22 protein-coding genes, 1 tRNA gene and 1 other RNA gene are annotated in these 20,665 nt (G+C 42.5%); 5 read left to right on the top strand and 19 right to left on the bottom strand.

The window, feature by feature from the left end; genetic code table 11:
- Nucleotides 1-253: 253 nt before the first annotated feature.
- The 3 genes from ACPC57_RS04275 to ACPC57_RS04285 form a co-directional block, all read right to left on the bottom strand.
- The gene (locus tag ACPC57_RS04275) at nucleotides 254-436 is read right to left on the bottom strand and encodes a hypothetical protein (RefSeq protein ID WP_217374505.1); all 183 of its coding nucleotides are present in this window, start codon (nucleotides 434-436) and stop codon (nucleotides 254-256) included.
- Nucleotides 437-512: 76 nt separating this feature from the next.
- Nucleotides 513-956 (bottom strand): D-aminoacyl-tRNA deacylase, encoded by a 444-nt coding sequence (dtd, locus tag ACPC57_RS04280; protein ID WP_130554438.1) that lies wholly within the window; start codon nucleotides 954-956, stop codon nucleotides 513-515.
- A 1-nt stretch (nucleotide 957) separates the two neighbouring features.
- Entirely contained in the window at nucleotides 958-3,162 is a 2,205-nt protein-coding gene (locus ACPC57_RS04285; RefSeq protein ID WP_274504443.1) for a RelA/SpoT family protein, read from the bottom strand.
- A 418-nt stretch (nucleotides 3,163-3,580) separates the two neighbouring features.
- Between ACPC57_RS04285 and ACPC57_RS04290 the strand changes: the two genes are divergently transcribed.
- Both ACPC57_RS04290 and ACPC57_RS04295 read left to right on the top strand, forming a co-directional pair.
- Complete coding sequence (locus tag ACPC57_RS04290; RefSeq protein WP_434066388.1) at nucleotides 3,581-6,145, top strand: bifunctional 2',3'-cyclic-nucleotide 2'-phosphodiesterase/3'-nucleotidase; 2,565 nt, start codon at nucleotides 3,581-3,583, stop codon at nucleotides 6,143-6,145.
- A gap of 8 nt (nucleotides 6,146-6,153) precedes the next feature.
- Complete coding sequence (locus ACPC57_RS04295; protein WP_434066389.1) at nucleotides 6,154-6,732, top strand: GNAT family N-acetyltransferase; 579 nt, start codon at nucleotides 6,154-6,156, stop codon at nucleotides 6,730-6,732.
- 23 nt (nucleotides 6,733-6,755) lie between these two features.
- Here the strand turns inward: ACPC57_RS04295 and ACPC57_RS04300 are convergent, their stop codons facing one another.
- From ACPC57_RS04300 to ACPC57_RS04325, 6 genes are all read right to left on the bottom strand, one after another.
- Entirely contained in the window at nucleotides 6,756-7,472 is a 717-nt protein-coding gene (locus ACPC57_RS04300) for a DUF554 domain-containing protein (protein ID WP_434066390.1), read from the bottom strand.
- Between the two features lie 3 nt (nucleotides 7,473-7,475).
- On the bottom strand, nucleotides 7,476-8,222 hold the full coding sequence (locus ACPC57_RS04305; RefSeq protein WP_434066391.1) for a 16S rRNA (uracil(1498)-N(3))-methyltransferase: 747 nt from the start codon (nucleotides 8,220-8,222) through the stop codon (nucleotides 7,476-7,478).
- 1 nt (nucleotide 8,223) lies between these two features.
- Nucleotides 8,224-9,177, bottom strand: coding sequence for a 50S ribosomal protein L11 methyltransferase (gene prmA, locus ACPC57_RS04310; protein ID WP_434065395.1), 954 nt, complete (start codon nucleotides 9,175-9,177; stop codon nucleotides 8,224-8,226).
- Nucleotides 9,178-9,760: 583 nt separating this feature from the next.
- Nucleotides 9,761-10,222, bottom strand: a complete 462-nt coding sequence (locus tag ACPC57_RS04315; protein ID WP_217375126.1) for an NUDIX hydrolase — start codon at nucleotides 10,220-10,222, stop codon at nucleotides 9,761-9,763.
- A 31-nt stretch (nucleotides 10,223-10,253) separates the two neighbouring features.
- Nucleotides 10,254-10,724 (bottom strand): DUF3013 family protein, encoded by a 471-nt coding sequence (locus tag ACPC57_RS04320; protein WP_434066392.1) that lies wholly within the window; start codon nucleotides 10,722-10,724, stop codon nucleotides 10,254-10,256.
- Between the two features lies 1 nt (nucleotide 10,725).
- Entirely contained in the window at nucleotides 10,726-11,061 is a 336-nt protein-coding gene (locus ACPC57_RS04325) for a MazG nucleotide pyrophosphohydrolase domain-containing protein (protein ID WP_239604417.1), read from the bottom strand.
- A 69-nt stretch (nucleotides 11,062-11,130) separates the two neighbouring features.
- Here ACPC57_RS04325 and ACPC57_RS04330 point away from each other — a divergent pair, with 69 nt between their 5' ends.
- From ACPC57_RS04330 to ACPC57_RS04340, 3 genes are all read left to right on the top strand, one after another.
- Nucleotides 11,131-12,408, top strand: a complete 1,278-nt coding sequence (locus ACPC57_RS04330) for a replication-associated recombination protein A (RefSeq protein WP_277837256.1) — start codon at nucleotides 11,131-11,133, stop codon at nucleotides 12,406-12,408.
- A 110-nt stretch (nucleotides 12,409-12,518) separates the two neighbouring features.
- Nucleotides 12,519-12,712, top strand: a non-coding RNA gene (ssrS, locus tag ACPC57_RS04335) — 6S RNA.
- 10 nt (nucleotides 12,713-12,722) lie between these two features.
- Nucleotides 12,723-12,795: transfer RNA gene (locus tag ACPC57_RS04340), tRNA-Lys, on the top strand.
- A 387-nt stretch (nucleotides 12,796-13,182) separates the two neighbouring features.
- On the opposite strand, the gene ACPC57_RS04345 is transcribed toward ACPC57_RS04340, so the two are convergent.
- From ACPC57_RS04345 to ruvA, 10 genes are all read right to left on the bottom strand, one after another.
- On the bottom strand, nucleotides 13,183-13,653 hold the full coding sequence (locus ACPC57_RS04345) for a sigma-70 family RNA polymerase sigma factor (protein WP_434066393.1): 471 nt from the start codon (nucleotides 13,651-13,653) through the stop codon (nucleotides 13,183-13,185).
- A 184-nt stretch (nucleotides 13,654-13,837) separates the two neighbouring features.
- A complete protein-coding gene (locus ACPC57_RS04350) occupies nucleotides 13,838-14,386 on the bottom strand; it encodes a nucleotidyltransferase family protein (RefSeq protein ID WP_277837254.1) in 549 nt (182 codons plus the stop codon).
- A 272-nt stretch (nucleotides 14,387-14,658) separates the two neighbouring features.
- Nucleotides 14,659-14,979 carry a DUF1292 domain-containing protein gene (locus ACPC57_RS04355; RefSeq protein ID WP_024392832.1) on the bottom strand — a complete coding sequence of 107 codons (321 nt, stop codon included), beginning with the start codon at nucleotides 14,977-14,979 and terminating at the stop codon, nucleotides 14,659-14,661.
- A gap of 11 nt (nucleotides 14,980-14,990) precedes the next feature.
- The gene (gene ruvX / locus ACPC57_RS04360; RefSeq protein ID WP_130554426.1) at nucleotides 14,991-15,410 is read right to left on the bottom strand and encodes a Holliday junction resolvase RuvX; all 420 of its coding nucleotides are present in this window, start codon (nucleotides 15,408-15,410) and stop codon (nucleotides 14,991-14,993) included.
- The gene (locus tag ACPC57_RS04365; protein WP_130554425.1) at nucleotides 15,410-15,676 is read right to left on the bottom strand and encodes an IreB family regulatory phosphoprotein; all 267 of its coding nucleotides are present in this window, start codon (nucleotides 15,674-15,676) and stop codon (nucleotides 15,410-15,412) included. The genes ruvX and ACPC57_RS04365 overlap by 1 nt, the downstream gene beginning before the upstream one ends.
- 109 nt (nucleotides 15,677-15,785) lie before the next feature.
- A complete protein-coding gene (gene spx / locus ACPC57_RS04370) occupies nucleotides 15,786-16,184 on the bottom strand; it encodes a transcriptional regulator Spx (protein WP_217374497.1) in 399 nt (132 codons plus the stop codon).
- Nucleotides 16,185-16,397: 213 nt separating this feature from the next.
- Entirely contained in the window at nucleotides 16,398-17,552 is a 1,155-nt protein-coding gene (gene recA, locus ACPC57_RS04375) for a recombinase RecA (protein ID WP_172036461.1), read from the bottom strand.
- A 51-nt stretch (nucleotides 17,553-17,603) separates the two neighbouring features.
- Nucleotides 17,604-18,785 (bottom strand): competence/damage-inducible protein A, encoded by a 1,182-nt coding sequence (locus tag ACPC57_RS04380; protein ID WP_434066394.1) that lies wholly within the window; start codon nucleotides 18,783-18,785, stop codon nucleotides 17,604-17,606.
- A 36-nt stretch (nucleotides 18,786-18,821) separates the two neighbouring features.
- Nucleotides 18,822-19,391: a DNA-3-methyladenine glycosylase I gene (locus ACPC57_RS04385; protein ID WP_434066395.1), complete on the bottom strand. Its 570-nt coding sequence runs from the start codon at nucleotides 19,389-19,391 to the stop codon at nucleotides 18,822-18,824.
- Between the two features lie 619 nt (nucleotides 19,392-20,010).
- Nucleotides 20,011-20,601 carry a Holliday junction branch migration protein RuvA gene (gene ruvA / locus ACPC57_RS04390; protein ID WP_434066396.1) on the bottom strand — a complete coding sequence of 197 codons (591 nt, stop codon included), beginning with the start codon at nucleotides 20,599-20,601 and terminating at the stop codon, nucleotides 20,011-20,013.
- Between the last annotated feature and the right edge of the window lie 64 nt (nucleotides 20,602-20,665).

The following is a 20,665-nucleotide window of genomic DNA, read 5'->3' on the forward strand; positions in this document are numbered from 1 at the left end:
CCCTCTTGAAATGAGGAACAAGGCCGTCGCCTAAAATTTTATTATTTCATTGTCCACTTGACAGGGAGCTGTTCAAACAGAGCGATTGGTTTTTGGTGTCTTCTTTACTAGAATGAATGAAACCCGTCACACCCACTTTATTATCCACATCTATCAGTTATTACGTATAAATATGTTAATTCGAGTCACACCACTATAGCCTCTAGTAATCAACTGGATATTTTCACACTTTACAATTTTAAAAAAACCGACATTACTGCCGGTCTTCACTTAATTTTTCTCTCAGTCTGCGCCGATATAAAATCTGCGAAGGGATGAAGTAAAGAAAACTCACAAGAATAATCCAGCGTTTATCCACTCCGCTAAAGAAAATCACTAGAATCAAAATAAATGCAATCGTCAAATAAAAGAAATGATTGGTGAACAATTTTTTCATAACCAGCTTCCATGACTACCTTTCGACATTAGTATATCAAAATAGAGATAGAGAGTACAGACTATTTCTGAAATTCTTACCTGTTTTTTGTATCTAAGATAATGGTAACTGGTCCATCATTGACTAGACTGACCTGCATATCAGCCCCAAAGACACCCACCTCGACTGGTACAAATTCAGACAAGGCCTGATTAAACTCATCATAGAGTTGACTAGCCATAGCAGGAGCTGCCGCTCCTGTAAATGCAGGGCGATTACCTTTTTTTGTATCCGCAAAAAGAGTAAATTGAGAAATGGATAATATCTTGCCTTCCACATCTTGAACAGATTTGTTCATCTTACCTGCCTCATCTGAAAATATCCGCATACTAACGATTTTTCGCACAGCATAATCTAAATCTTCTTGACCATCTTCCGGACCAATACCGACCAAAAGAAGAAGGCCTTGCTTGATCTGCCCATGTACCATATCTTCGATAGTCACACTAGCTTGAGAAACACGTTGTAATACTATTTTCATCTTATCCGTTGGTCCTTTTCACTGAATAAACCTCTGGAACCGACTTAATTTTGTCGACCAAACTTGTCAAGGTTGCCAAATTGGAAATCCCAAAGGATACGTGAATCGTCGCAAATTTCATATCCTTGGTTGGTTGTGCATTAACAGACGAAATGTTTTTGCTAGCATTAGTCAATACTTTCAAAACATCATTGAGAAGTCCCGAGCGATTCAGTCCATAAATATCAATATTGGCCATGTACTCTTTTGTTGAATTATCATCTTCCCAGTCAACATCAATTAAGCGCACATCGTAATTTTCTTGACTCTTAAGGTTCATACAGTTCACACGGTGAACAGCCACCCCACGCCCCTTGGTGATATAACCAACAATTTCATCACCCGGTACTGGATTACAACATTTGGCAATCCGAATCAGCAAGTCAGAAGCGCCCTCGATAACCACACCACCCTCGTGTCGGATTTTTAAACTGTCTTTATTGTCGTGTTTGACCTCTCCACCATTAACCAGTTCATCTGCTACCGCTTTTGCCTTGGCACGTTCGGCCTCACGACGTTCCTTTTCTGTCAAACGATTGAAGATTGACACAGCAGAAACTTCTCCAAAACCGACTGCCGCATAAAGTGCCTCGTCTGTTTTATAGCCGGTCTTTTGCAAAACTTCATCCATGTGACGACGATCTAGATACTGGTTCGGAACGTAGCCATTTTCTTGAAGCAAGCTTTGAAGCATCTCACGTCCTTTGGAAACCGATAATTCCTTATCTTGATTTTTAAAGAACTGCTTGATTTTGTTACGGGCTTTATGGGTTTTTACAAGATTAATCCAGTCACGACTCGGACCAAAGGAATTGGCTGAAGTAATAATTTCTACCTGATCCCCTGTTTTGAGTTTGGTTGTCAGAGGGACCATGCGACCGTTGACTTTAGCACCTGTCGCTCGCTCACCTACCTTGGTATGAATTTCATATGCGAAGTCGATTGGCACAGAGTCCTTAGGCAGTTCCCGTACCGCACCATCAGGAGTGAAGACATAAATTCGTTCTGTAAAAATGTCTTCTTTGACAGAATCTACAAAGGTTTGAGCATCTCCACCAGCACCTTCTTGAAGTTCGATCAAATTATTAATCCAACGCAATTCTTTTTCAGAAGCGGTTGCCTTACCACCACGCTTATAGGCCCAGTGTGCTGCAACCCCGTACTCTGCAACTTGGTGCATCTCTACAGTACGAATTTGAAATTCGATTGGACCTTTAGGCCCATATACAGTCGTATGAATGGATTGGTAACCATTTGCTTTCTGATTTGCGATATAATCTTTAAATCTTCCTGGCATTGGTTTCCACAACTCATGTATGTAACCTAGCATCGCATAAACATCACTTTGAGTATCCATGATACAACGAATAGCAGTCAAATCGTACAACTCATCAAAACGCTTCCTCTTATCATGCATTTTCCTATAAATAGAATAAATATGTTTTGGACGACCATAGATTTGTCCGTGAAGATGGCGTTCCTCTGTATACTCTCGCAGTTTGTTGACGACTTCAGTCACTAATTCCTCACGCTCACGGCGCTTCTCACGCATCATATGCGTAATTTTATAAAATTCAACTTCATTGAGATAGCGGAAAGACATGTCCTCCAATTCCCACTTAATGGAAGAAATACCTAAGCGGTGAGCAAGAGGTGCATAGATTTCCATTGTTTCACGTGAAATACGTTCCTGCTTGTCCTTGCGCAAGTGCTTAAGAGTCCGCATGTTATGTAAGCGGTCAGCGAGTTTAACCAAAATCACCCGCATATCTTGAGACATAGCAATTAGCATATTTCGGTGGTTTTCTGCTAGTTGTTCTTCATGAGATTTATATTCAACCTTACCCAGTTTGGTCACACCGCCGACAATATGGCGGACTTCCGGGCCAAATTCAGCTTCCATCTCATCCAAGGTCACCTCTGTATCTTCAACCACGTCATGTAAGAAACCACATGCAACCGTCACCGCATCTAGCTTGAGACCTGCTAAAATACCTGCCACCTGAATAGGGTGTACAATATAGGGCTCACCTGATTTACGAAATTGTGTTTTGTGCGCTTCTGTAGCAAAATCTAATGCTTTTTTGACAAAGGCAACATCTTCTTCCGGTAAGTAGGTCGCCGTTAAGGCAACCACTTCCTCCCCAGTATAATTTATTTCTTTCATGTCATTACTCTTCCTCTTATATTTCCTACTATTTTACCATTTTCATGAAAAAAGAAAAAGGAATCTAGCACCACTAATACAGATAAAAACTAAGAACCTGTATTCACAAGTGACGTGCTTGTGGATAGGAGATCGTTTTTTCGCTAATCAAGGCTTTTTTTAGGGAACACTGACTGTATTTTGAAAAAAGAACGATGAATAGCTGAAAAACGAGTCTTAGGTGGAAGTACTGAACTTTGAATACAGGTTCTAAGTTACTTTTTCTACTAAAATCAGAAAAAACATTCGACTTTCACTCTGTTTTCATGTTTTTTTTAAACAAAATCACCTAAACGTTCATATTCTGTCTTGAGTTTTTAGTTTTACCCCTGTATAATGATGGTGGAAGATTATTATAAAAAGAAAATGGAGGATTCTCATGAATTTTCGTTTTAGCAAATGTGCTATCGCATTAAGTCTAGCCTTGCTAGCAACTAGTCCTAACTTCGTTCAAGCAGAAGAAGTAGACGGAACACTTGCTAGTACCACAGAAATTGAGCAAGCATCACAAACCTCGGAAGCAGCAGTTAGCTCAACAGAGACAGCAACCAAATCAAGTCAAACAAGCTCTGAGGAAGTTTCATTAGAGGATCAGACGACTCCAACTGAAACAGCAGAAACAACTACAGCAACTGAGACTGTTGCAAGCGCTGAAACTACAACTGAAACTAGCACTCCAGCTAGCGTTGTTGCAACTAGCGACGAGACAACATCTAACCCTACAACCGAAACACGCGCAGCCACGACAGAGACAACAACTCCTGTCGAAGGCCAATCTGTCGATGTCCGTATCCTAGCAACAACGGACCTCCACACTAACTTGGTCAACTACGACTATTACCAAGATAAACCTGCGGAAACACTCGGGTTGGCAAAAACGGCCGTGCTAATTGAAGATGCCAAGGCTGAAAATCCAAACGTCATCCTTGTGGATAACGGTGACACCATCCAAGGAACACCGCTTGGCAATTACAAGTCTCTCATTGATCCGATTGAAGATGGCGAACAACATCCTATGTACACCGCCTTGGATACACTAGGTTTCGATGCCGGCACCCTCGGTAACCATGAGTTCAACTACGGTCTAGACTACCTCCGCAAAGTGATTTCAACAGCTGGCATGCCCCTTCTCAACGCCAATGTTCTCAACCCTACAACCAAAGATTTCATCTACCAACCTTACACTATCGTTGACAAAACCTTTACAGATACAACTGGCAAGGCTGTCAGCCTGAAAGTCGGTATCACAGGAATCGTTCCGCCACAAATCCTCAACTGGGACAAGGCCTATTTGGAAGGTAAGGTCATCGTGCGCGATGCGGTTGAAGCAGTCCGTGACATTGTTCCTGTTATTCGTGAAAATGGCGCAGATATCGTTTTGGTTCTTTCTCACTCGGGTATCGGTGATGACCAGTATGAAATTGGCGAAGAAAATGTCGGTTACCAAATCGCCAGCCTGTCAGGAGTTGATGCGGTGATTACAGGTCACTCCCACGCAGAATTTCCAGGGACAGCTGAAAAACCAAGCTTCTACGCTAAATATACTGGCGTGGACGACACAAATGGTAAAATCAACGGCACCCCTGTCACTATGGCTGGAAAATACGGTGACCACCTTGGTGTGATTGACCTTAACCTGACATATACTGACGGTAAATGGACCACAACTTCTAGCAAGGCTGCCATCCGCAAGATTGATACCAAGTCATCTGTGGCCGACAGCCGCATCATTGACCTGGCTAAAGAAGCCCATACTGAAACCATCAACTACGTCCGCCAGCAAGTCGGTGAAACAACTGCACCAATCAACAGCTTCTTCGCATTAGTGCAAGATGACCCATCTGTTCAAATCGTCAACAATGCCCAAATCTGGTATGCCAAACAGCAACTAGCAGGAACACCTGAAGCTGGCCTACCAATCCTTTCTGCAGCGGCCCCATTTAAGGCTGGAACCCGTGGCGATGCAACAGCCTACACAGACATTCCAGCTGGCCCAATCGCTATCAAAAACGTAGCGGACCTCTACCTCTACGATAACGTAGTTGCCATCTTAAAAATCAACGGTTCCAAACTCAAAGAATGGTTAGAAATGTCCGCAGGTCAGTTCAACCAAATCGATCCAAGCTCTACTGAGCCACAAAACCTGGTCAATACTGACTACCGGACCTACAACTTCGATGTCATTGACGGCGTAACCTATCAATACGACATCACCCAGCCAAACAAGTACGACCGCAACGGTAAGGTGGTTAACGAAACAGCAAGCCGTGTTCGCAACCTTCAGTACAATGGACAGGCTGTTACAGATGAGCAAGAGTTTATCGTGGTGACCAACAACTACCGTGCAAATGGTACCTTCCCAGGTGTCAAAGACGCCTCAGTCAACTACTTACTCAATCTGGAAAACCGCCAAGCTATCATCAACTACATCACCGCTGAAAAGGTCATCAACCCAACAGCAGACAATAACTGGACCTTTACCGATAGCATCAAAGGATTAGACCTCCGCTTCTTGACGGCAGATCGTGCAAAAGACTTGCTAGCGGATCAAGAAGGCCTGGTTTACCTCCAAGCCTCTACTGAAAATGAAGGTTTCGGGGAGTTCCGCTTTGTCTATACCGAGCCAAAAGCAGTGACACCTCCAACTGTTCAAACAGATACCACTGTTCAAACAGATACCAATACGAACATAGCAACTGATCAAACAGGTGTTAAAATCACACTTCCGTCTGGTCAAGTTATTACCCTTCCAGCTGAAAAAACAACAGCACCCGCACCAAAACACAAGCTTACTAGCCCTGCAAAAGCTAGCACAGCCACTTCAACAGCTCAAGCAGGACACAAAACACTCCCAGCTACTGGTGAGGCAAACTCCATGCTCAGTCTTCTTGGCTTCGGCTTGATTGGTTTTGTTGGTGCACTTCGCAAGAAAAAAGAAAACTAAACATAGATATGAAAAGTCGAGAGTTTGGGTCTACCAAGCTCTTGTCTTTTGAAAGGACGACCATGTTTGACACCTTCCCTACTCTACAAGCCGCCTCCTTCCAACTGCGAAAAATCGAGGAAATAGACCTCGAGGACCTTTGGGAAATCTATTCCAATCCCCTTCATTTCCAATACACTCCTAACACATCAACTAAAAGTAAAGAAACCCTTCGCAAACGAATCAGTCATTTCCAACGTGATTTTAATAAGAAAAAAAGGTTGTTTTTAGGACTAGAATTTCAAGGAAAATTGATTGGCGTCTTGGAAGTTTTCGACTACAAAAAACGAACTGCGTCGGTGACTATTGGCTACCGTCTTCATCATGCTTTCTGGAATCAAGGTCTGGCTAGCCGAGCAGTCAGTCTGCTCTGCCGTTTCCTACTAGAAGAATGCCCGATAACAACAATCGTCGCCTTTGTCCTGCCAGAAAACTATGCTTCTCAGCAGGTACTCCTGAAAAATGGTTTTCAACAGATCGGGCAAGTCGAGGAGGTCTGGAAGGGCTTGGGGCAGGTCAGCCTCTTGCAATTTGAACGAAAACAGTAAAAACCAGGGGAATCCTGGTTTTCTTATGCAAAACAGCTCCAAATCACCGCAATGAGAATAGCTGGCAACATATTGGCCACGCGGATTTTTCGATCCCAAACAATATTAACTCCGACACAAAAAATAAGAACTGACCCTATTAGAGAAAGGTTCGCAAGTGCTTGCTCCGTCATAATCGGTTCAATCAAATGTGCCAAAATCGTTACCGAGCCCTGGAAAAAGAAGACGGGTACGGCCGAAAACCCTGCTCCCTTACCTAAACTAGAAGTCATAATCAAAATAATTATAAAATCCAAAATGCTTTTAATAGCTAATAATCGGTAATCTCCCGTCAAACCATCTTGAATAGAACCAATAATGGCCATAGCTCCAATACAAACAGTCAAGGAAGCTGTCAAAAAGGCATCTAAAAACTGAGAATCTTGACTATTTCCCGATTTTTCACGGAGCCAAACACCAAGTTGCTCAAACCAACCTTCGATATGGAGTACTTCCCCCACCAAAGTTCCTAACGCCAAACTAATGACCAGAAGCATACTATTCTGACTTGTGATCTGACCATCTACAACTGTCAGTAACCCCTCTAAACTACCAGAAATCCCCAGAAATAGAACAGCAACACCACTCGCCATCGTCAACCCCGACTGATGGCGTTCTTTTAGTAAATGCCCAAACCAAGACCCTAGCAAACCTGCTAGGGCAATGGCCAAGGTATTGATAATCGTTCCTAAAGCAAACATACACTACCTCAACAACTCCGTCGCGTAGCTAATGGCAGAAAGGGCGTAGAGTGGAGCCGTCTCCGCTCGTAAGATACGAGGACCAAGACCTGTCTTGACCGCTCCTGCTCCTTCAAATGCGGCTACTTCCTCAGGCGATACGCCACCTTCTGGACCGACAATGACAAGGACTGATTGACCAGTTTCTAAACCAGATAAGGCCTTCACTAGATTGGCTTGTTCGCCCGCTTTTGCAGCCTCTTCGTAGGCTAAGATAATCTGGTCAAATCCTGTCAACTGAGCTAGGAAATCCGTTTTTTTCTCGAACAAGCGAATTGCTGGAATGCGATTGCGTTTGCTTTGTTCGGCTGCACCTTGGGCGATTTTTTCTAGCTTCTCTACTTTTTTGCCTAATTTTTTACCATCCCATTTGACCACTGACCAGTCAGCTGGAAAGGCCCAGAGGGCTATCATGCCTAATTCCGTTGCCTTTTGGGCGACAAATTCGAGCTTATCTCCCTTGGGGAAGCCCATGGCAATAGTGACGGAAACGGGTAATTCGACATTGTCTGCCAGTTCTTCGATGATTTCAACCGATTGGCTTTGGCTGTCCACTACCCGTGCCAAGCGTTTAATCCCGTCGTCAAAGACTAGGACAATCTGTTCATCTGCCTGCAAGCGCATGACAGAAAACATATGCTTGGCAGTGTCCTTATCCTTAATCTGGAAAATGCCCTGCGGTGCTCTGCCATTGACAAAATACTGCTGCATCCTAGCCTCCAATCACACCTGAGCGGTCCGCCGTTTTCTTGAAGATACAGCAATTCCACTCACCTTGAATCATGTGGGTCTCAAGAAAGAATCCAGCCGCCTCCGCAGATGCTCGCACCATGTCCCACTTTTCCGCTATGATACCGCTCATAATTAGGTAGCCCTCGTCCTTGACCAGACGGTAGGCATCCTCCGTCAGATGGATGAGAATATCCGCCAAGATGTTGGCAACGATGACTTCTGCTTCAATATCAACGCCACGAAGCAGGTCGCCTGCCGCGACATGGATGTTGCTGGTGTGGGCATTGAGGTCAATGTTTTCCTGGGCCACACGCACCGCCACCTCGTCCAAGTCATAGGCGTAAATCTCCTTGGCACCCAAGAGAGAACTTGCAATGGAGAGAACACCTGAGCCTGTGCCGACGTCAATGACCGTTTCGCCACCACGAAGGACCTGAGAAAGAGCAAAGAGGCTCATCTTGGTCGTCGGGTGGGTACCCGTACCGAAAGCCATGCCTGGATCCAAGCGGATAATTTTCTCACCTGCTGTCGCCTCGTAGTCTGTCCAAGATGGCACAATGGTCAAATCATGGGTAATGCGCGCTGGTTCATAGTATTTCTTCCAGTTGTCCGCCCAGTCTTCCTCTGCCAGTTCCTGACTTTCTAGACTGACCTGACCAATCTCCAAGCCAAAGCCTGTCAAATCCGCCAAGCGAGTCGCCAAGTCTGCCTTAACTTCCTCAATATCTACAGTATCAGGATAATAGGCCGTAATCGCAATCATATCTGACTGCTCCACTTCGGGATAGAGTTCACCAAAACGGTCCTCCTGTCCCACATAGTCAGCCGAGTCGCTAATGGCCACTCCCTGACTGCCCGTTTCAATCATGAGATTTGAAACTGCCTCTTCTGCATCACGATGCACGTGAACCGTTAATTCTTGCCATGAGTTCATGTTTGTTGTTCCTTTTCTTTTCTATGCGTCAATCACTGTATTATTGTACCGATTTCTAGCCTTTTTTACAAGTTAATGTTGCGCGATGGAGCCCTAATAATACTTTTTCGAAAATTTTCTAATCGCACTGCGAATAAACATGTGTAGGAAGGTTTGAGACGGCGGTTCCAAGTTTCTGAACGGAGGTGATGCCCATGAAAGTGGACAGCAAATCTGCTAGAAAGGCTAGCCCATGCCAGATGGTAAGTAAACTTACTCATCTGGCAACGACAAATCCTATAAGATTTGTCTAAGGCACGCACTAGCTCGAGTTTTGAAAAATATCGTTTCAAAACTCTCACGTCGGAGAACTCTGGATTTATATTTATCAGGTCTACTTGTTGAAATGCTGAGCTTGATAATCGTCATCATTTTAGCTATTCGAGATAAAAAATAACCGTCAGCAAACTTTGACACAGTTCTGACGGTTATTTAATCTAACGAACTGAACCACCGTTTGGCGATCCTACAAGGCGTTGAGTTACCGCTCAACGCTTTTTTTATTTTTAGAATAGCAAACTTTCACAATAAAGTTAAGTATTGCTCAGGTTTGATCGACTGTCGTTTTGCCATCCACCCGCTCCTGTAAATAATCCCGCAAGCGAGCTTGGAGCTGTGGGATAACCTGCTCATGCTCTAAAAATTCGGAAACGGTCATCATCTGATAGCCCTGCCCCTCATCGCCAAAAACAATCTCATCCACTTGCTCTTGCCTTATTCTTCCAACCATAAACACCGATTGTTTGGTCGGCTTTGTCACACTGGGATAGGCTTTCTGCCACAGAATAGCTGTCTCGTCAATGCGAATGCCTAGCTCTTCCACGATTTCACGTTGCAGACATTCGAAGGCTGTCTCACCATTCTCCCTTCCACCACCCGGCAAATCCCAGTGATTTGGATAGGGAATGGTCGGTTTATCATCCCGCAAAATCGTCAGCACCTTGTCGTCACAGAGCAGGGCGACCTTGCTTCCAATAAAATCCAATGCTTGTTCGACAACGACCATCATTTCATCCTTTCTTCAGCAGCTAAATCGCCTAATACCTCGGATATGGGTAAAATTCCCCTTCCAGCAATTCTGCTCTGCCTTTTTCAAAAGCCTCTCCGTCCCAAGAAATCGCAAAATCTTGGGCTTCTGGGTCCGCCAAAAAGTCCATGAGGTCATCTAAACCTTGGTCGGCGGTATCTTTGAGAAAACCTGCGAAGTAGGTCAGAAACTCCGCTGAAAAGCCCTTCTTGGCGTCAAATGGCAGAGCGACCAGGTAGTCTTCCTCGTCAAAGCGAGACTTGCCCTGGTTATAGAAAAGGACATACTCCTCCAAGAAAATATCCTCAGAAGACGCATTGCCTTCGTCATCCACCGTTTCAATCCCAGCCGCATTTTGTGCTTCCAAGATGAAAGCCAACTCAACTGCGTGGTTTTTCTTGTCCCAGTTAAGCTCGTAATCGTAGGTAAAATGTTTGTCCAGTGCCGCTTCCAGCACATCTAAAAATCCTTGGTTCGCCATTCTATTTCCTCTTTTCTATAAATTCCAATAAATTTATTTCTCGACCGTATTTGACGGAAGCCCGCTCGTCTTTCTCCAAAATAGACTTGGTTAAATCTAGTTGATTCACCGCTGCCAAGGCTACAGCATAGTGAATAACGTCAGCTAATTCTTCTGCCAAACAAGCAGAGCTGTCTTCTTCGCCGTCCATCATCTTGCGGCCTGCACGCTTGTTCAACAGCTCTGCCACTTCACCAATTTCTTCCACTAATTTCATAAAGAGACTTTGCTCGGGAACTGTCGTCCCATAGTGGTCACGCAAGTATTCTTCCAAAACACTCACCGTCAACTCCACCATCTTCGTTTCTCTCCAAATCTTAAAATTGTAGTATAATGATTATACCATAAATACACTGAAAGGAAGCCTATGCCAGCCAATCTCGCCCTTCGTATGAGGCCCAAATCCATTGATGAAGTCATCGGTCAGGAACACCTGGTCGGTCCTGGAAGGATTATCCGTCGCATGATTGATGCCAATATGCTGTCGTCCATGATTCTCTACGGTCCGCCAGGGATTGGCAAGACCTCGATTGCGTCCGCAATCGCTGGTACGACCAAGTATGCCTTTCGAACCTTTAATGCCACGACGGACAACCAAAAGCGCCTCCAGGAAATCGCTGAAGAAGCTAAGTTTTCCGGTGGTTTGGTTCTCCTGCTCGATGAAATCCACCGCCTCAACAAGACCAAACAGGACTTCCTGCTTCCTCTCTTGGAAAATGGCAATATCATCATGATTGGGGCAACGACGGAAAATCCCTTCTTCTCAATTCTGCCTGCCATTCGTAGTCGGGTGCAGATTTTTGAATTGCAGCCTTTACAAACCAGCCACATCCGACAAGCCTTGGAACTGGCTCTGACAGACAGCGAACGTGGATTTGACTTCCCTGTCACCATTGAACCGGAGGCTCTGGACTTCCTAGCCAATGCTACCAACGGTGACCTGCGAGCTGCCTATAATTCGCTAGAATTGGCTGTGCTTTCGACCAAGGAAAGTGACGACGGTAGTCGCCACATTGATCTGGATGCCGTGGAAAATAGCCTGCAAAAGTCCTACATCAGCATGGACAAGAACGGCGATGCCCACTACGATATTCTCTCAGCCCTGCAAAAATCCATTCGAGGCAGCGATGTCAATGCCAGCCTCCACTACGCCGCCCGTTTGATTGAGGCAGAGGACCTGCCTAGTCTGGCTCGTCGCTTGACGGTCATTGCCTATGAAGACATCGGCTTGGCCAATCCAGAGGCACAAATCCATACGGTGACCGCCCTTGAAGCTGCCCAGAAAATTGGTTTTCCAGAAGCACGGATTATGATTGCCAACGTGGTCGTTGATTTGGCTCTCTCACCTAAGTCTAATTCTGCCTATCAGGCTATGGATGCAGCTCTGGCTGATTTGCGGAAAAACGGTCATCTGCCTATTCCAAATCACCTGCGAGACGGTCATTATGCTGGAAGTAAGGAGCTGGGAAATGCCATTGGCTACCAGTATCCGCATGCCTATCCTGAAAAATGGGTGGACCAGCAATACCTGCCCGATAAGTTACTTCATGCGGACTACTTTACCGCCAATGACACCGGTAAATACGAGCGTGCCTTGGGTATGACCCAAGAAAAGATAAAAAATTTGAAAAAAAATAATAGATGAAACCTTGATAACACAAGGTTTTTAACCAATAATATTTTGGTGGCGCTTACATATTTTGATTTTTTCTCTTGATTTTTCTAAAAAAAGTGGTAAGATTAGATTATAGATAAGAACTGCTGTGGTATACGAATCCATACCTATGTGTTGACCGACTATTTTTGTATTATTAGGGAGACAAAGATCTTCTGACAGTATGCAAGCTGGCGCACCCAGAAGCAACTAAGTCAGAAACGTGTCACCCACCTGCTTCTAGCGTGCGGGATCAATACAAATCATGGATAACCGGTACCAATACAGCATTTTTATTTTTTTATCCTTCCTTAGCTCAGCTGGCAGAGCAGCGGACTCTTAATCCGTGGGTCGTAGGTTCGATCCCTACAGGGAGGATTAGTTGATATGTGGGAAACCACCTGTCCGAAGGGGCAGGTGGTTCCTTGCGTAAAAAACAAAAATTCAGTCACAAAGAATCGATATTCCTTCATTCAAAGTAAATATGTAATTAATTTAGATGAATCACCTTGTTTCTTTTAGCAATCGGAGGCTGGGCTTTTGGGAGAGCTCGTCAGTAGAGCGCATCCGTTTTGTCTTTGATTATTAAAATCAATAAGTCGTAAACCAAAAGCCCTTGCTAAGATTCTTCACTTAGCGAGGGCTTCTTGTTCATTTTTATTATTCAATGGAGAAACTGTCATAGACATCTCACATAGCCTATCATGGTATTTTACACGTCTTAAGTTGATAGAAAAAATGCATACTACCCAGTCTTGACCTAGCTTATTTAAAATCTGCTAAATAGTCTTGCAAATCACGAATCATTTGTTTTCGGCCACTAAAACTCTGCCCTGCTATCAATTTTTCGTATTGCTCTAGTTGTTCTGAATTTAACTGTTGCCGATAAGACTGTAACATATCTTGCAGAAGAATAAATTCATCGTTAACCAGTCCAGGTGATTTCACAACATGGGATAGGTCATGGATGTCTTCATGTGCCATTCTGTCAAATTTTCTTTTGTAACTTTCTTGCTTGCGTATAACATCCTTTATATGATTTCTAAATTTTACTTTAAAATATACATATAATTTTTCTTTATCTTCATATAACTGGGGTTGTTTTTCTAATAATTCATATAATACCATCATTCCTTCTTGATCCCAGTCTGACTTTTCCCATAACTTGATATAAAATTCTTGACGAGCCTTATGTACAATACCACTAACCTTTGCGTAAGTTTGTTCAAATTTCATAAACTATTAACCTCTTAATTTTTTTCTTAATTCATTGGCTATAGTTTATCGAAAACAAGCAATACTTTACATGACATTTATGTCCTCTTTTTAGAGAATGTGGTCATTTTGCTCTCATCATTCAAGCAACGCGAATATACATTTGGATAAATAAAAAAAGGCCAAATAGAACTTATCTATTTAGCTATTCTTCAAATGAAATGATCATTTGCGGCCATTTCTGATCCCAGTTCTTCTTAGAAGCTCTCGTTTTATACAGCTGCATACGGTTTTTGTCCGCTAAAAAATGAGGGGTAGGCTGTACTCTATATCGATAGATATCCTCCATTCCAAATGGGGCGAACAGTTCCATGTTTCCCTCTTTTAGCAGTCGTACACCAACAGCTGTACATCTTTCTGGAAATTTTTCAATTGCATCTTTTGATGACTGGTAAGGAAGACTGTTCGGACTGTGAATATGCATAAAGACCTGATTTTTTAATTCCCATTTATATTCTGGATACATATAATGCAAATGGTTCTCTATTTCTAAAGTTTTCTCATAGGATATTCCTTCGTCAAAGAATACAATATCAACATCAGTTGTCTTATCAAAATGGTATTGATTCCAGATGAAATTACGAATCGTCCCAGCACATAGCCAAGAATCTTTTAAATCAAGTTCCCTAACGATTTCCAAAATCCTAATGATATCTGAGTTTGCTCTCAAATACTTTTCCAGTTCTCCACTCATCTCATTCCCCAGCTTAACAAAACTTTGTAGTACAAACGTTTTCCAGAAGGGAGGTTCTAGTTCTTCAGAGCAGAATCCTCGATTAAACCAACTAGAAATACCACTCTTCTATTTTCGGTCTCAGACTGAGACAGTCTCTTCCTAGACTGTTTCTTTCCACTGGACCTTAATTCGCTCTCTAGTTTTCAGGCTCATGATAAAAAGGTCCACTGGACCTTTGTTTTCGCTTTTCAAATTTGGGGCTCAAAGATAAAAAGGTCCACTGGACCTTTTTATTCCTCTTCCATAAAGCTGTTGAAAACTTCTTCAATCATATCCCATTCTGCTGTTGCATCTTCTGGAATTGGTTGCAAGTCTCCTTCTGTGCCGTTCTCATTTTCAATGTATGAGTAGGCTTGGATTTCAACTTCTCCGTTCTCATCTTCTTCTGCACTAGCAGGAATCAGGAGGACGTAGTTCTTTCCAAATTCTTCCTGACCGTCAATTGTCAACAAGATTTCAAAAAGTGTTTCATTACCTTGATCGTCTACTAAAGTAATCAATTCAGGTTCGTCGTGATTATGGTCATGTTCATGATCGTGATGGTGTGCCATAGGTGTCTCCTTTAAAATGTTCTATCTAAATAATTTTGCAAAATCAGCTGAGCTGCTAATTTGTCAATAACTTTTTTACGTTTTCCTCGACTAATGTCTGCTTGTTCAATTAGCATTCGCTCTGCTGCAACAGTTGTCAACCGTTCGTCCTGATATTCTACTGGAAGTTTGTATCGCTCAGTTAATAAATCACCGTAAGCTTGACTAGCTTCTACTCGAGGGCCACTTGTATTGTTCATATTCTTTGGTAAGCCAACAACAAACTGATCAACCTTGTATTGTTCAACAAGCTCTGTCAAACGTTCCAAGCCAAATTCACCCTTGTCTTCATCAATCGGAATGATTTCCAAACCTTGAGCTGTAAAACCTAATGGATCTGAAATAGCGACCCCTACAGTTTTAGAACCAACATCTAATCCCATTATTCTCATTAAAGGTCTATCCCATTCCCTTTCAGGTAATAGCGTACCAATTCTTCAATGATTTCATCACGTTCATGCTTACGAATCTGGTTACGCGCGTCATTATAACGCGGAATATAAGCAGGGTCCCCGCTCAATACATAACCGATGATTTGGTTAATTGGATTATAGCCCTTCTCTTCCAAAGAACGATAAACACTAATCAATGTTTTGTTGATTTCCTGCTTATCGGTATCATCGAGACGGAAACGGACAGTTTCTTCCGTGAATCCCATACTTACACCTTCTTTCATTTTATGGTCTAGTCATTATACCATATTTAGACATTTTTCTCAAATAAATAAACGAAGAGAACCCTTTATTTTAGAGCTCTCTCAACACAATTTATAAAGCTGCTCTCATGCGGGCCTGTGCATTCTCAACATTTCTTACAGAGCGAGGTAAAAATGCACGAATATCATCTTCCTTATAGCCAACTTGAAGTCTTTTCTCATCAATTAATATTGGACTTTTTAAAATGCGAGGATTAGAGGTAATCAAATCGATTACTTCGTTCACACTTAACTCCTCGATATCAAAGTCTAAACTTTTTGCATAACGATTTTTCGATGAAACAATGCTTGCAATCCCATTTTCAGTCTTTGTTAAGATGTTAAGAATTTCTTCTTTTGTAATTGGCTCTTTTCCCAAATTGTGTTCATTATAGGATAGTTGATGTGCATTCAACCAATTCTTTGCTTTTTTACAAGAGGTACAACTAGATACTGTATAAATTTTTATCATGTAGTCACTCCTTTGCTTCATTTTATTAAACACATTATATTACATTATACCATATAAATACTCAGTCTGTAGACCTATTTTTTAGAAAAACTCAAAATTTATTGGCGAAAATTCGGAAATCCCAACTAAAATTCCTCAAAATATACGTTTCTTTCGTGGATATTCTCCAAAAAAAGAAAAAAGGGAGAAATCTTTCCCTCCCATTTCAACATCTTAATCTTCTAACTCAATCCCACCATCTAGATCAAGTACAACATCTTGTATATCTTCAACAGCAATCGTCTTTTCTTCTGCTTCCACTACTTCTTGTTCTTCATCCGCTTCAATCAAACCATAGTGAATACGAATCTTACGGTCGATTTCATCAAAGATTGCTGGATTGTCTGCCAAGAATTTCTTAGCATTTTCAGAGCCTTGTCCGATTTTTTCTCCATTATAAGAATACCAGGCACCTGCTTTTTGAATAATACCAAGGTTGCTACCGATCTCGATTAATTCACCTGTGCGAGAAATTCCCTCTCCATACATGATTTCAACGATAGCTTCCTTAAACGGAGGAGCCACCTTATTCTTCACAATCTTGACCTTGGTTTCCTTACCAACGTTTTGATCTTTTTGATCACCAGTACCTTTGATCTGCGTATTTCCGCGGACATCCATACGAACAGATGCATAGAACTTAAGGGCACGTCCACCAGGTGTTGTTTCAGGGTTACCAAACATCACCCCAACTTTTTCACGTAACTGGTTGATAAAGATAGCAATTGTCTTGGTCTTGTTGATAGAAGCTGACAACTTACGCATAGCCTGACTCATCATGCGTGCTTGCAAACCTACGTGACTATCACCAATATCACCATCAATTTCTGCACGAGGTACAAGGGCTGCTACAGAGTCAACGACAACTAAGTCAACCGCGCCAGAGTCAATCAACTTACCTGCAATCTCAAGACCTTGTTCACCTGAGTCTGGTTGCGACAAAAGTAATTCATCAATATTTACCCCTAGGGCTGCTGCATAGGCTGGATCCAAAGCATGTTCTGCATCAATAAAGGCTGCAATTCCACCTTCTTTCTGCGCTTGAGCCACAGCATGAAGAGCAACTGTTGTCTTACCGGAACTTTCTGGACCATAAATTTCAATGATACGCCCTTTGGGATAACCACCTGCCCCAAGCGCAATATCAATAGACAGACTTCCTGAGCTCATAACTTGAACCTTTTGCTCTGCACGTTCACCGAGACGCATGACAGCTCCCTTACCAAAATCTTTTTCAATAGATTTCAGTGCATCATCCAGCGCTTTTTTACGTTCATCTCCAAATTTTTTTGTAATATCTTCTAGTTTTTTTCCTGGTTTCTTAGCCAATGATTTTCTCCTCTTTTCTTAGTCAAACTATTATAGCAAATATCTGCTATTTCACAAAGTGTTTCGTACAAAATCTAACGCCTGTAAACAAGCAAGTTGACGAAGGTATTGCCATGAATAACCTCCTAAATCTACCTCTTTTTTGTAAATACCCGAGGTACTGGCCAAGGCTAGATATACTTTAGCAAGTACGTTGTCTACTGTTGATTCTGGTTTGACTGCCACCGACACAACTAGCCCTAAATCAGCTTGTAGTTCCTCCCGAATGCGACTTGCTTCTTCTGATAGCCCGCCCGATTCTGTCCCTAGCTGACCGATGATTTTTCCTCCACTATAATACGGCTGACCAGCCAAAGCCAGACTCAATTCTGCTTGTAATAAACCACCTGTTCCATTCTCTAGGATGCCCAAAGATTGTTTCTCTTCCTCTAAAAGAGTCGCTACGGTTTTAACCAAACTATTATCATCCCCATATGCATAGAAAAAATCTCTCAAATGGTCACGTTGCAATATCTCTTCTTCCAACTGATTCAAACGAACGTTCGCTTCTTCCTGGCTATCTGCCTTTGTAGATAAACGAAGCGTCACCTCTCCAACTTTTGCATAAGGCGCAAGAGTCGGGTCTGTCTGCTTGTCAATCAAATCCGCTAAAACAGTCACCAACTGGCTTTCACCTATTCCAAAAAAACGTAGGACACGCGAGTAAAGTTGTTGCTGAGATTGAGTCAAAAAAGGTAACAGACTCTCAGAAAACATGGCCTTGAGTTCACTTGGTGGGCCAGGCAAAACAATATAGGTCACACCATCTTGCTCAATCATACCACCTACAGCTAAACCAGCTGGGTTCTGTAGCGCCTGACTTCCCTCCACAATCTGTGCTTGACGCTCATTATTAGGTGTGCGAACACGACCTGGTCGACTAGCAAAAAAACGGTCTAATTTTGCCATCGCTAGTTCGTCAACAACCAACTCTTTTTGCAAAAATGTCGCTAAAGTTTGCTTGGTCAAGTCGTCTTCAGTAGGACCTAAACCACCACATAAAATGACCAGATCACTTCGTTTACTTGCAATTTCAAGTACAGACAATAGTCGCTGTTCATTATCACCTACAGCAGTGTGGAAGTATACATCGATACCTAGCTCTGCACATTTTTCTGACAAGAATTGAGCATTCGTATTCACAATTTGACCTGTCAATATTTCTGTTCCAACAGCAATTAATTCTGCTTTCATGTTCCTCCCCTAACTAAGATACGATTGCTCGCTCATCTAATTAATTCGTAATTTCTTTCCAATTTCACAGGTTTCTTCATGGTCATTTAGAAGACCTGCAGCCTGCAAATAGGAGTAAATACAGACAGGCCCTAGAAACTTGAAACCTCGTTTCTTCAAATCTTTTGAAATCCGCTCAGACAAGTCGTTCTTGGTCGGCAATTCTCGGAAGGACTTGACAGGGTTGTCAATTGTTGCACCGTTCACCCATTCCCAAAGGTACGTATCGAACGTACCGAATTCCTCCTGTACTTGAAGAAAAGCCTGGGCATTGGCGCGGGTAGCGTACAACTTTGCCTTGTGACGGATGATATGTGGATTATCCAAAAGTGCATCCAAATCTTCATCGGTCATTGTTGCAACCTTTTGAATATTATAGTTGAAAAATGCGGAGCGAAAAGCCTGCCGTTTGTTGAGAACAATTTCCCAGGAAAGTCCAGCTTGGTAGGATTCCAAGCAAAGCAACTCAAACAAAGACTGCTCATCGTGAAGTGGCTTGCCCCATTCTTCATCATGGTAAGTAATATAAAGTGGATTATTTAGATTAACCCAAGTACAACGGGACATAGAAACTCCTTTTCACATACGGTTTACTTAATATAGTCGAATGAATTAGCTTTCAGACAAGGAACTGAGGCGCAGGCTGTACTAGAGTACGGCAAGGCGAAAGTGACGATGTATCAAAGCTAATTAAAATGACTATACTTTTAGCTACTTAATTCAGCAACCATCATACTGGTACGGTAATTGAACACGGCTACGATACTTTGCAAAAAGATAAAGACTTCCTAGATGCTAAAGCCTCTGCGTCAGCTTTTCTATTTTCTCTTTGTCCTTTACGTCCTTTGTATCTGGACACGACATGAGCCGCAAAAATCGATATTATTTTTGTGGCGAATTAGTAAGGTACCTAGGCAAGTCGCAAATAGCGATTGCCGTAGTATGATGAGTTACTTTAGTAACCATCATACTGGTACGTTAGTTGAACACGGCTACGATACTTTGCAAAATTGTCAAACTGAATCCTAAATATCACCGAATAACGCAGTTGACATCTGGTAAAAGGCTTCGTCAAAACTCGCCTTTTACCTAGTTGTCATTGCGGAGGTCTCACAACGAAATTTCTAACAAAATTTCTGTTCGGCCGTCTATTTTGCTTTGTATCGCTTAACGCCTTAGTATCCTATTACTTCATCAGCATTTTAAGGGCTGACTTGATGTAGTTTTCTGCGGTGTCGTTGGTGCCTTCAAAGAATTTCTTGATTTTCTTGAGTTCGGCTGGTCGGTAACCAAGAGCTTCCATGGCTTCCATGGCTTCTTCGAGGGCGATATTTTCACTGGATGGTGCTACTTGTTGAACAGGACCCGCTTCTTCGCTCATGACAAACTTGCCTTCCAAGTCCAAAATCATCTGTTGGGCTGTTTTCTTGCCAATCTTTGGAAACTTGGTCAGGTAGGTAATATTTTTCTGCTCAATGGCACGAACAAGTCCATCATTATCATCAACAGCAATAATAGCCAGAGCCGTTGTTGGACCAATACCTGATACTGAAATCAGACTCAGAAAGACGGATTTTTCATTCTCTGTAGCAAACCCGTAGAGCAAATGAGCATCTTCACGAATCACCTGATGAGTATAGACCGTCACTTCTTGCTGGACTTGTCCTGAATAGGCGTAGGGATTAGCAACCTGCAAGATATAGCCTACTCCATGCGCTTCCACCACAATATATTTTGCAGTTATTTTCGTTAAAATTCCTTTGATATAGTCGTACATATGATTCCTTTACTAATGTGTCAACTTTTTGTTAATATTTATACTCAATAAAAATCGAAAACGA

Source organism: Streptococcus sp. VTCC 12886, assembly GCF_049893425.1.
Lineage (GTDB): Bacteria > Bacillota > Bacilli > Lactobacillales > Streptococcaceae > Streptococcus > Streptococcus suis_AA.

Coding starts and splice junctions, on each gene's coding strand:
- ACPC57_RS04290 (WP_434066388.1), top strand. CDS start 3,581: ATGAATTTTCGTTTTAGCAAATGTGCTATCGCATTAAGTCTAGCCTTG.
- ACPC57_RS04355 (WP_024392832.1), bottom strand. CDS start 14,979: ATGGCACACCATCACGATCATGAACATGACCATAATCACGACGAACCT.
- ACPC57_RS04315 (WP_217375126.1), bottom strand. CDS start 10,222: ATGGTCGTTGTCGAACAAGCATTGGATTTTATTGGAAGCAAGGTCGCC.
- ACPC57_RS04345 (WP_434066393.1), bottom strand. CDS start 13,653: ATGAAATTTGAACAAACTTACGCAAAGGTTAGTGGTATTGTACATAAG.
- ACPC57_RS04275 (WP_217374505.1), bottom strand. CDS start 436: ATGAAAAAATTGTTCACCAATCATTTCTTTTATTTGACGATTGCATTT.
- dtd (WP_130554438.1), bottom strand. CDS start 956: ATGAAAATAGTATTACAACGTGTTTCTCAAGCTAGTGTGACTATCGAA.
- ACPC57_RS04350 (WP_277837254.1), bottom strand. CDS start 14,386: ATGAGTGGAGAACTGGAAAAGTATTTGAGAGCAAACTCAGATATCATT.
- ACPC57_RS04295 (WP_434066389.1), top strand. CDS start 6,154: ATGAAAAGTCGAGAGTTTGGGTCTACCAAGCTCTTGTCTTTTGAAAGG.
- spx (WP_217374497.1), bottom strand. CDS start 16,184: ATGATAAAAATTTATACAGTATCTAGTTGTACCTCTTGTAAAAAAGCA.
- ACPC57_RS04320 (WP_434066392.1), bottom strand. CDS start 10,724: ATGGCGAACCAAGGATTTTTAGATGTGCTGGAAGCGGCACTGGACAAA.
- ruvA (WP_434066396.1), bottom strand. CDS start 20,601: ATGTACGACTATATCAAAGGAATTTTAACGAAAATAACTGCAAAATAT.
- ACPC57_RS04330 (WP_277837256.1), top strand. CDS start 11,131: ATGCCAGCCAATCTCGCCCTTCGTATGAGGCCCAAATCCATTGATGAA.
- ACPC57_RS04380 (WP_434066394.1), bottom strand. CDS start 18,785: ATGAAAGCAGAATTAATTGCTGTTGGAACAGAAATATTGACAGGTCAA.
- ACPC57_RS04300 (WP_434066390.1), bottom strand. CDS start 7,472: ATGTTTGCTTTAGGAACGATTATCAATACCTTGGCCATTGCCCTAGCA.
- ACPC57_RS04385 (WP_434066395.1), bottom strand. CDS start 19,391: ATGTCCCGTTGTACTTGGGTTAATCTAAATAATCCACTTTATATTACT.
- prmA (WP_434065395.1), bottom strand. CDS start 9,177: ATGAACTCATGGCAAGAATTAACGGTTCACGTGCATCGTGATGCAGAA.
- ACPC57_RS04285 (WP_274504443.1), bottom strand. CDS start 3,162: ATGAAAGAAATAAATTATACTGGGGAGGAAGTGGTTGCCTTAACGGCG.
- ACPC57_RS04365 (WP_130554425.1), bottom strand. CDS start 15,676: ATGGGATTCACGGAAGAAACTGTCCGTTTCCGTCTCGATGATACCGAT.
- ACPC57_RS04305 (WP_434066391.1), bottom strand. CDS start 8,222: ATGCAGCAGTATTTTGTCAATGGCAGAGCACCGCAGGGCATTTTCCAG.
- ruvX (WP_130554426.1), bottom strand. CDS start 15,410: ATGAGAATAATGGGATTAGATGTTGGTTCTAAAACTGTAGGGGTCGCT.
- ACPC57_RS04325 (WP_239604417.1), bottom strand. CDS start 11,061: ATGGTGGAGTTGACGGTGAGTGTTTTGGAAGAATACTTGCGTGACCAC.